Genomic DNA, 9242 nt, shown 5'->3' on the forward strand with positions numbered 1-9242 from the left:
ATACTCGAAGGGTATTTCCGGCTCTATATTATCTAGGATGGCTTTATGATAACTGGCATCATCTAGCTGATCCTCCGGCTCTAAACCGAGTATCTCCCGGGTATTGTCGACATAGTGTTTAACGCCCACAATCAAGTACCGGTCCCCGTCATACGGGGCATTGGCCATCGCCATTACATCCTTTATAAACTCCGGATTGGTGGCCGGTTTATAGGCGGTGGCTTTAAAATCTACGGAAGTGCTTTCGCCTTCGTAACGAATAATATCCTCTAGGTCCATTGATATCTGGGCGTATGGCTTATAGGGCTAAGTCCTGGGCCGCATTGTGCTGGCGGATATTATCCAAGCGGGTGTAGCGGCGAATCATGGCCGTGGTCTTGTGCTTGGTTTGATTCATGATCTTGGCATCGTCGGAGCCGGCCAGCTTGGTGATGGTCACAAAGGAGGCCCGCAGGGAGTGGGCGGTATAGTCCGCGCCTAGGTACTCCTGTACCACCAAGTTCACCCGCTCGGGGCTCAGGCGCTTCGGGGTCAGGCGCTGGCCATTGTAGAAGGACACGAACAGGGGACCACTGCTGCGGCCGTTCTCCTCCAAGACTTGGAGCCAATCCTTCACGGCCCGCACGGGGCAGGTACGCCGGTCCGGGGCAAAGAACACGGCCTTTTCGTCCGGCTCTCCTAACTGGTTGGTTTTACTGCGCTGCAGATCTACGACGAGGCCATCCTCATCAAAGCGCAAATGCGCCACGTCGAGGCTGACCAGCTCCTCGCGTCGGAACGCCCCGGCCAAACCCAGCAGCAACAAGGCCCGGTCGCGCACGCCCTTGGGACGGCTCAGGTCGATGCCCTGCACCACGCGCTTAAAAACCGCCACTAGCCACAAGCCCCGGGTGAGGAGAAAACCGCTCGTGTGGGCGCGGGAGTGGTGTTTTCGCGCGGACAGCCAGATGCTCACGCCTGAAAGAAATACGAAAGTGGGCGCGCAGAAATGCGTGACCCAGCGGGTGAAAAACAGTGCCGCAGAGGCTTGCACCACGTCTTCGGCCCGCATGGTCATGGGGCTCCAAAACTCGCGAATGTGATCCAGCGCCATGATGACCATCACGAGCCCGCGTACCACGTCTACGGCCTGCACGCGGGTGTGCGCGGTTCCGGTGGGGGAGGCCGCGTCGTCGTTTACTTTGAAGACCGAGGCTGCTGGACTACTAGAGGGGCTAGGGCGCAGGGAGGCAGGCTGATTCATGGCCACGGGGTGCAGCGAGTTGGTGGTTTGGCCGTGAAGTAATCGGGGAGCTGCGAAAGCTGGTTCCGAAAACTTCCGAATCGTAGGCTTTTTTATCCCACCCGCCTTTTTGTCGGGACGAACACCATAGTTGAGTGCAGTTGCACCAACCGAGTGCAGAGAAGTAGCGTGTCACGGCTACCGCCGGGGAAACACGTCCGGAGACATGCCAGGCGGTCCAAGTGTAACTGAACCGCTAATAGCTAGCGAAATGAGCGAAGAAACAACCATAGGAGATGGGAAACCGATTCCTTTCTTGGCTTAACAATTGATTGATAGTGAGCGCTGAAGAACGAGAGGCAACCCGCCGCTGGTTTGGGTAGGAAAGCAATTTGATTAATGCGTATATGGCTGCTTGGATTAATCTTCATCAAGCTTGGTTGCTGGGCTTAGCGGGTGTCTTGGCCGCGATCCTGCTCATCAACCGGGTGCTCCGCCCGGGGCCCAACCCTGCGCGGCCTCCGGATCAGGACACCACTAATCTAGTCGTTGGGCCGCCGCGTCCGACGTTGTCGCAGAGCCATCGCTTCGACAGAGGGCCAGCCACACAGAATCGGGCCGCCCGCCGGCGCAGAATAGGGGGAAAGGTGAGCTCGTAACCTTGCTCCGGGCCCGGTTACAGGAGGCGACCTGGTGGATTCGTCGTAGCAGAGACCACCCGACTACCTTACCGGAGAAGGTCCGCGAACGCCGCCCTTCTCGGACCTGATCGGGAGGAGCTGCGAGCCGCCACTTTTACGGCTTGCTAAAGCCAGGGCGTTTGCACCCCGCTGGCACGTGGTACAAGAGCCCCCAGCCAGCGGGGAGCCATCCCCGACAACAGACGCCCGCGGGGCCGGCGGCTGCTTGCCTAACAACCCGGGCGCTTGCAAGGCCTGGTACCAGCGCGCGGCCATCTTGGCTTGCCCCTGGTCATTGGGGTGCAACCCATCGTGCAGGTCCACGCCTGCCTCGCGGCTGAACCCGGTGTTCTGATCTACGATCACTACGGGGGACTGGTCCGTCGTTTTCGCGCGGGCCAGGGCGGGTAGCAGCGCATTGAGCGCGGTGATCTTCGCGTTGAGCTCCGCAAAGGGCGGGGCGGACGGGATCAACTGCGCCAGCAGCACTTTAACCCGGGGGTTCCCCCCCCGGAGCTGATCAATAATGCGGCCGAGGTTGTCACGGATCGCTTCCACCGGCTGCGGGCCAAAGCAGTCATTCGTGCCCGCGTGCAGCAGCACCATGTCAGGCTGGTGATCGAGGCTCCACTGCCGGATTTCAGGCAGCAGCATCGCCGTCGTCCAGCCCCACTGGCCCTGGTGGTCTAAGTCAAAATCGAGGTGCGGCGCCAGCCCGCCTTTGTTGAGCATCCTGCTGCCCACGAAGTTCACCTCGTACTGGCCGTGCTGCAGCGTGCGCCATAAGGGGCGGCGGTAGCTAGGATAGGTCCGGTTGCCTTGGGTAATCGAGTCCCCCAAGGGCATGATCGTCACCGGGGCTGGGCTCCGGGAGCAGACCACTGCCCAAATGGCGGGCAGAAAGGCGAGGAACAGGAAAAAACGAAAGCGACGAAAGGCATGAGTTGCCCGCATGGAAGGAAGAGCAGAGAAGGTAAAGAAGCCGGTAAAATAGACGCTAGAATGTAGAATCCCCTTGTTTTCATCACGCTAGCTGGCGCTATCCGAGCAGCCCAACGGCATACGCGGGAGAGCGTGGGAAGCAGCCGACGCTCGGAAGCATAAAAGTCGCCAGACCGATAAAGTGCTAAGGGCAAGCAGGACCATCGTTAAAACATAAATTATGACTTTTTCTATAAGTACCTTATAACTCTTCTTATGCTAAGCGACAAAACCAAGAAGCCGGAGCGGCTATCTGAAGTGATAGAACTATCTTTTATCTTATTGCTCACACTCTGTCTGAGTCTACACAGTACCCCACCTCTATGCAAAACACCCTCGTTCTGCTGTTCCTCACCTGCCTGGTCAGTGCATGCCAGCCGTCTTGCCCCCCCGTTTTAGAGCGGAATGAAGACTACGAGGGCGATGGCTTTCTTATTTCGCAGGATCCAGCTAATAATATCATCTTGTTTTACCCAGCCTGTAGCATCAATCCGCAACACTATCTGTCCTCTCTGACGGCCAACAATCTGGGCCGGGGCATCACCGTTGAGCCGAGCAATTTACAGTATGCGGGCGCTATTCTCTCAGCGAATGGTCACTTCAACTTAACCAAGTACCGCACCCATAAGTATACTTATCAGGGTGTATTTATTGTGCCGGCCCGCCTCAAATACCGCAACTTGCAGTTAGATAACCCGGTCAGGACGTATCCAGTGGACTACACGATTGACCGGGCTAGGATTACTACTCCCTACGCCAGAGCTTTTATAGAGGTCGATACCCTCATTATTCTGCCTTACTTCCCCTAAGCGGCGGATGTCACGGCGCTAGCTCGGCAGCAAAATGACTCGACGGCTACCTCTCTAGTACCTAGGGTAAAGTCGTATAAGTCCACTTATCCTATGTTTGTCTGTGCCCCGTACAGGGGGGGGTGTTGAGAAGGAAAAGGGAGGAATCTTATTCCTCCGTTATGGGGCGTTCGAGCTCGTTTAACATGACAATCCCCTCCCTTTTCTAGGGCTACTTTGGACAGTTCCATGAGGCCCGTGAGCCTGTATCAGGATAGTAAAAGACTCCCTAGAAGTCCTTTTCACTCATTTCCTCCACTTTAACCTACCCCGCTATGGATTCCTCATCGCCCTTACCCATCGTTGGCATTGACGTGCGTAAAGTCACGCTCGCCGTCTGTTACCACGTAAATGACCAAGTCAAGCACCTGGAAGTCCGCAATAGCAAAGCTGGCTTTCAGCAGCTGGTCAAGGTCTGCGGGGCACACTGCCGGTTTGTGATGGAAGCCACCGGCACCTATAATCTAGCCCTGGCCTATTACCTGCACGAGCAGGGCGGGCAGGTGGCGGTCCTCAACCCGCTGGTCATCAAGCGCTTCATTCAGATGCACCTAAGTAAGGGCAAAAGCGACCGCAAAGATGCGCAGTGGCTGTTGCGCTATGGCCAGCAGCAGGCTGTTAAGCCCTGGAAGCCAGACGAATCGGTGTTAGTCGAGTGCCGGCAGTTAGAGCAGGTCACTGAACAGTTGCTCAAGCAAAAAACCATGGTCAGCAACGCTCTGGAAGCGCTACAGCGCCAACCAATTGTTAGCAAGCTCGCGCTGAAGCGCCTCCAGCAGACATTAAAAGCCTTGACGCAGCAAGTAGAAGTAGTCGAGGCTGAACTGCTGGCGCTGTTAGAACAGCGCTTTGCCTCAGAAATGACGCTGCTGTGCTCCATTCCCGGTATCGGACGGAAGACCGCCGGCATGCTGCTGCTCTTTACCGGGGGCTTTACGCGCTTGGACAACTACCGGCAGTTGATTGCCATGGCCGGCTTATCGCCCCGCGAGCACACCTCGGGCACCAGCATCCGCGGCAAGGTGCGCATTACCAAGATGGGTGGCGGCTTGATCCGGGGCAAGCTGTTCATGTGCAGCTTCTCGGCGAAGAAAATGAATGCGGCTTGCCAGGCGCTCTTTGATCGCCTCGTGGCCAGGGGTAAGAATAAGAAGCTGGCGCTAATTGCCGTCTGCAACAAGCTGCTCAAGCAAGCCTTTGCCATCGTCAAATCCGGCGTGCCCTATCAAGCCGATTTTAGCTCAAAGCTTACCCTCACCCCTTGACTTTTAACACAGTTCATGTTAAGGAAACATTATCATAACTTGTTTTTAACAATACGTAAATCGGGAATCGGTACGAGAAGTAAGGCTTATCGTACCTAAACTATCGTGGAGAAGCTACCTTGGGGCCCGACGCGTGAGGAAGTGCTCACGTGGGCACAGCAGCCATCCGATGAATCGGTCTAACCTCATGCCGGCCCAGCCTTAGTAAGCTGAAACCTGGCTAGTGGGTACGTGTTCGCATTCCCCTTCCGCCACCGCGTCCTGTTTCGGCCGGTTCTTCAGAGCGCTGGGTGCGGGCGCTGCCAAGCCTGTTATTTCTCCCTTTGCCTCCTTACGGACAACGTAGGAATAATAGGAAGTACTGGCCCCCTTGCAAAGTTGTACCTTTCCCCGACAGACCCTAGTCCCTACATAGTGAGGCGCCCCTGGACGGTCTACATTTCGTTCGACGAGGATTGCACGGTTTTGCTTTCACTCTCTCTACAACATTATGCCTACCACTACCGATGCTCCTAAGGTCTTTATCTCATACAGTTGGAACCCACCACAGCACAAAGAGCGAGTTATTGAACTTGCCAAACGGCTCAGTAATGATGGGGTGCACGTTATTCTTGATGTTTGGGATTTGGCCCCAGGGCAGGATAAGCACTCATTTATGGAGCAAACAGTAACAAATCCCGATATTAAAAAGGTGTTACTGATTTGTAATAAGTCTTATAAGGATAAAGCAGACGGCAGACAAGGCGGCGTGGGCACCGAAAGTCTAATTATGTCTAAGGAGGTATATGCGAAAGCTGATCAAACGAAGTTCATTCCCTTAGTTTTTGAGGCCGATGAACAAGGAGAACCCTGCGTACCGACCTTTATTCATAGCAGAATTTTCTTTGACCTCCGGGAAACAGAAGAGTATGAAGACAATTACGAGCAGCTAATTCGCAATATTTTTGATAAACCCATCCACGCACGGCCGCCCCTTGGCATGCGCCCAAGTTACTTGGAAGTGGAGACGCCCAGCACACTCCCAACCGCTCATCGAGTAGCAGCCATCAAACGGGCTTTTCTAGATGAACGCAGAAATGCGCCGCTACTAGTAAAGCAATACTACAACGCCTTCCTAGAAGCTCTTAAAGGGTTTGAGCCACAACCGGAAGAATTCACGGCTGACAATTTTATTGAGCTTACCCTAAACAAGATTGAGCAATCAAAGCCATTGCGCGACGACTTTGTCTTATTTTTAGACACTTATCTTGACACTGCCCCCGAATTTGATCAAGAGGCTTTACAGGATTTCCTTGCAGAGCTTGTGTTGTACCTCAATGCCAAGGCAATCCAAGGCTTTAATCAAGATAGAATTAACTCTTTACAATTTGACTATTTACGGTTCTTTGTCTATGAACTGTTTTTATATTTTATTGCCATCCTTTTAAAGAGGGAGAAGTTTCAAATTTTGGCAGGTATATTAAATGATAGCTTTGTCGTTATACAAGAGCAAGAGCGAGCAGACGCCCGCGTTGAAGACTTCCGTGTTTTCAGCAGCTATAACGCAACACTAAACAAGCATCAAAATGAAAAGTTTAAGATGAATAGGGTAAGTGTAGTAGGCGATAATATTAATAAACGCGCCTCTAATCGATACACTTTCGACGAGCTAAAGCAGGCTGACATTATTTTGCATCATCTGTCTGAGCTGGAAGGTTTTATTCCATTAGCTTCAAGTCGGAGGCTTTGGCGACCTGAAACAGCCGCCTATAATACCTATACACTACCCATTTTTGCCAAAATGGTATCGCTTCGATATTTTGACAAAATCAAAGTTTTGTTTAATGTGCAGACGAAAGAAGAATTAGTAAACCTTATAAGAACAATTGAATCAGATCATCACGTTCAGCTGTGGCATAGAAGTGATTACTACATGAATAGGGAGATTCCTTTGCTGTCAAGAGCAATTGACCTAGACAAAATCGCTACGTTGAAATAGAGCCAAGCCCTTCGACATCCTCATCACAATATTATATCAAAAGCCCCAACACGTTGGGGCTTTTTTGTATTGTTGCGAGTATGCTAGGCCACCTGCAATTCCGCGCCCTCTCCCCTGACGAGCAAACCGCCTACGTGTTCATCTATGGCACTTACCTAGCCCAGCGCTATGAGCTGGAGTACGGCATTAACCTCTACCACCTCGACACCTTCTTTTGCGAGGTGTGGGTCTGTCAGGTACAGAGTGAAGTAGTGCGCTTGCGCTCCTTTACGAGTCGGCAACCCCTCTTACCCTACGCGGCATTAGTGCGCTTGCCAGCGCTTTAAACGCCTCTACGCGGCTGGTTTTGCGACTGGGTAGCTAGCCGCACCTATAGACGACGTATCTATTTCTTGTGAAGGCTACTGTTGTTCGTCACCCTTTTTACTTTAAGCTAAGAAATGGATAAGCGTTACCAAGTATTCGTTAGCTCCACCTTTACAGATTTAAAAGAGGAACGAGCGAAAGTTTCACAGGCTGTTATGGAGCTAGATTGCTTCCCAGCAGGCATGGAGCTCTTTCCAGCAATTGATGTCGAGCAACTTGAGTTTATCAAAAAAGTAATCGATGACTGCGATTACTATTTGCTCATCATTGAGGGAAGATATGGTTCGGTTTCCGAAGGCGGGTTGAGCTATACGGAAATGGAGTATGACTACGCGATTAGTAAGGAAATCAAGGCCATAGTTTTCATTCACCAGCATCCCGAAGCTATCCCATTTGGCAAATCTGAGCAGGAGGCTGGCTTACGGACGAAATTAGATGCCTTCAGGAACAAGGCATCTACTGGTCGACTGGTTAAGTATTGGAATAATGCAGATGAACTGGCAGGTTTAGTCACAACAAGTTTATCGAAAACGATAAAAATATATCCGGCGATAGGCTGGGTTCGAGCAGACGCTACCACCATTAATCTAGCAGTAGCCGAGGAGTTAGCCCGTCTGAGCAAGGAGAATAGTGAGCTTAATGAACAAATAAAAAAATTAACGAATGCTGATGACCTAGCTACTCTAGCTAGAGAATTAACAGAAACTACTTATGATTTCACAATTAACAACGAGATAAGAACCTTGCAGTTGGCTGACATATTCATGACTATATGCATGCCTGATGAAAACCTGGGTCTTGAAATTGTTAATCAATTAGTAAGACAGCACGGTGGTGAATCATTTAGAAAAATAAGGAGTAAACTTATCTTGTTTGATTTATTGCACACAGAACGATCGGGTAATCGTGAAGAGATAAAAATGACGTCGAAGGGCAAGCAACTTTATCTAATCTTAGATAAAGCAAGAACTTAATCATTCAGCTTCGCTCATTCCAACGCTTCGCTCTGCTGGTGGGGCTTTTTCCTGCTTCCAGCTTTTGTTGCACAATTGAATCTTGGCCAGCATGCAGGCGGCTCAAACACAACTCTAGCCAGCAGGAAAACCCATTATTGTCGGAGCGTAAGTCAAATTTGGCCGACAGGTAGCCAACTTTTCACGCAAAGACGTATGTTTGTATTGCCAACCAGTACATCCCGTACGGCTTAGGCCCGACAGACGGTCGGCCCGATACACAAACGGCGGCCAAGACTAACGCCCTGACCGCCGCCCCCTTACGGGTGTCCGAGCCAGTGGCTGACCACGGCCCGAATTGCTCCCCCTAGCACTGCCTTACACAGCTCTAGGGAAATGTGAAACCAACGGGCCCTGCCCGCGTGTTTCACCCTCGTACGCACCTTACGCATCTTGCAGAGAAGTTAGGTGTTACCGCACCCACTTCTTGAAGCCCTGGCTGTTCCCGCAGCCAGGGCTTCGCCGTTCATAGGCTAGCGTGTTGGCGGGGTGTTGACCGTACGTTTCCTCAAAGATAAGCAGGTGCTGCTATGGTAACGGTCGCGCTCCAGCACTAAATCTTACGTTTCCTGCCCCGTAATCCTACAGTCGCAGGCCGCGCTGACTTACTTGGGGCCGGTTTTCCTCGGTTTGCGCGTGCTCCTCGGTTTTGGCGATGTGCGGCGTGGCCTGGCAGAAATGGCCGTGATTAGGGGTTCTTCTTTCAAAAGGGCGGATTTACACGCTAAGCACTCTTTTGCTGCTGGGCGTAATTGTAGACCGTGCCGTAGGCTACGTCTAGCTGCTTGCTGACCTGGTTCATAGACAGGCCTTCGCTGAGGAGTTGGGCAATGGCTTCCTGCTTGGCCTGAGCCAGCCGGGGGCGGGCCACGTGCTTGCCCTAGGAGCT

At 52.3% G+C, this 9242-nt stretch carries 9 protein-coding genes; 5 read left to right on the plus strand and 4 right to left on the minus strand.

What is annotated here, in order from left to right:
• From B9A24_RS01470 to B9A24_RS01480, 3 genes are all read right to left on the minus strand, one after another.
• Positions 1-279, minus strand: a 279-nt coding sequence (locus B9A24_RS01470; RefSeq protein WP_084443367.1) for an AlbA family DNA-binding domain-containing protein, incomplete at its 3' end; no start/stop codon positions are given.
• Between the two features lie 19 nt (positions 280-298).
• Complete coding sequence (locus B9A24_RS01475) at positions 299-1243, minus strand: tyrosine-type recombinase/integrase (protein ID WP_084443360.1); 945 nt, start codon at positions 1241-1243, stop codon at positions 299-301.
• 701 nt (positions 1244-1944) lie between these two features.
• A complete protein-coding gene (locus B9A24_RS01480) occupies positions 1945-2856 on the minus strand; it encodes an SGNH/GDSL hydrolase family protein (RefSeq protein ID WP_084443361.1) in 912 nt (303 codons plus the stop codon).
• A gap of 350 nt (positions 2857-3206) precedes the next feature.
• Here B9A24_RS01480 and B9A24_RS01485 point away from each other — a divergent pair, with 350 nt between their 5' ends.
• The 5 genes from B9A24_RS01485 to B9A24_RS01505 all read left to right on the plus strand — a co-directional run bounded on the left by B9A24_RS01485 (position 3207) and on the right by B9A24_RS01505 (position 8314).
• On the plus strand, positions 3207-3692 hold the full coding sequence (locus B9A24_RS01485; RefSeq protein ID WP_084443362.1) for a hypothetical protein: 486 nt from the start codon (positions 3207-3209) through the stop codon (positions 3690-3692).
• A gap of 314 nt (positions 3693-4006) precedes the next feature.
• Positions 4007-4996 carry an IS110 family RNA-guided transposase gene (locus tag B9A24_RS01490; protein WP_084443363.1) on the plus strand — a complete coding sequence of 330 codons (990 nt, stop codon included), beginning with the start codon at positions 4007-4009 and terminating at the stop codon, positions 4994-4996.
• Between the two features lie 490 nt (positions 4997-5486).
• Complete coding sequence (locus B9A24_RS01495) at positions 5487-6974, plus strand: toll/interleukin-1 receptor domain-containing protein (protein WP_084443364.1); 1488 nt, start codon at positions 5487-5489, stop codon at positions 6972-6974.
• An 80-nt stretch (positions 6975-7054) separates the two neighbouring features.
• Positions 7055-7300: a hypothetical protein gene (locus B9A24_RS01500; RefSeq protein ID WP_084443365.1), complete on the plus strand. Its 246-nt coding sequence runs from the start codon at positions 7055-7057 to the stop codon at positions 7298-7300.
• A 114-nt stretch (positions 7301-7414) separates the two neighbouring features.
• On the plus strand, positions 7415-8314 hold the full coding sequence (locus tag B9A24_RS01505; RefSeq protein WP_084443366.1) for a DUF4062 domain-containing protein: 900 nt from the start codon (positions 7415-7417) through the stop codon (positions 8312-8314).
• A gap of 763 nt (positions 8315-9077) precedes the next feature.
• Here B9A24_RS01505 and B9A24_RS21455 read toward each other — a convergent pair.
• Positions 9078-9224: a helix-turn-helix domain-containing protein gene (locus B9A24_RS21455; RefSeq protein WP_143434694.1), complete on the minus strand. Its 147-nt coding sequence runs from the start codon at positions 9222-9224 to the stop codon at positions 9078-9080.
• Between the last annotated feature and the right edge of the window lie 18 nt (positions 9225-9242).

The organism is Hymenobacter roseosalivarius DSM 11622 (assembly GCF_900176135.1).
GTDB classification, from domain to species: Bacteria; Bacteroidota; Bacteroidia; order Cytophagales; family Hymenobacteraceae; genus Hymenobacter; species Hymenobacter roseosalivarius.

Excerpts from the sequence above, each read along its gene's own strand:
- B9A24_RS01490 (WP_084443363.1), top strand. The coding sequence starts at position 4,007 with ATGGATTCCTCATCGCCCTTACCCATCGTTGGCATTGACGTGCGTAAA.
- B9A24_RS01485 (WP_084443362.1), top strand. The coding sequence starts at position 3,207 with ATGCAAAACACCCTCGTTCTGCTGTTCCTCACCTGCCTGGTCAGTGCA.
- B9A24_RS01505 (WP_084443366.1), top strand. The coding sequence starts at position 7,415 with ATGGATAAGCGTTACCAAGTATTCGTTAGCTCCACCTTTACAGATTTA.
- B9A24_RS01495 (WP_084443364.1), top strand. The coding sequence starts at position 5,487 with ATGCCTACCACTACCGATGCTCCTAAGGTCTTTATCTCATACAGTTGG.
- B9A24_RS01500 (WP_084443365.1), top strand. The coding sequence starts at position 7,055 with ATGCTAGGCCACCTGCAATTCCGCGCCCTCTCCCCTGACGAGCAAACC.
- B9A24_RS01475 (WP_084443360.1), bottom strand. The coding sequence starts at position 1,243 with ATGAATCAGCCTGCCTCCCTGCGCCCTAGCCCCTCTAGTAGTCCAGCA.
- B9A24_RS01480 (WP_084443361.1), bottom strand. The coding sequence starts at position 2,856 with ATGCGGGCAACTCATGCCTTTCGTCGCTTTCGTTTTTTCCTGTTCCTC.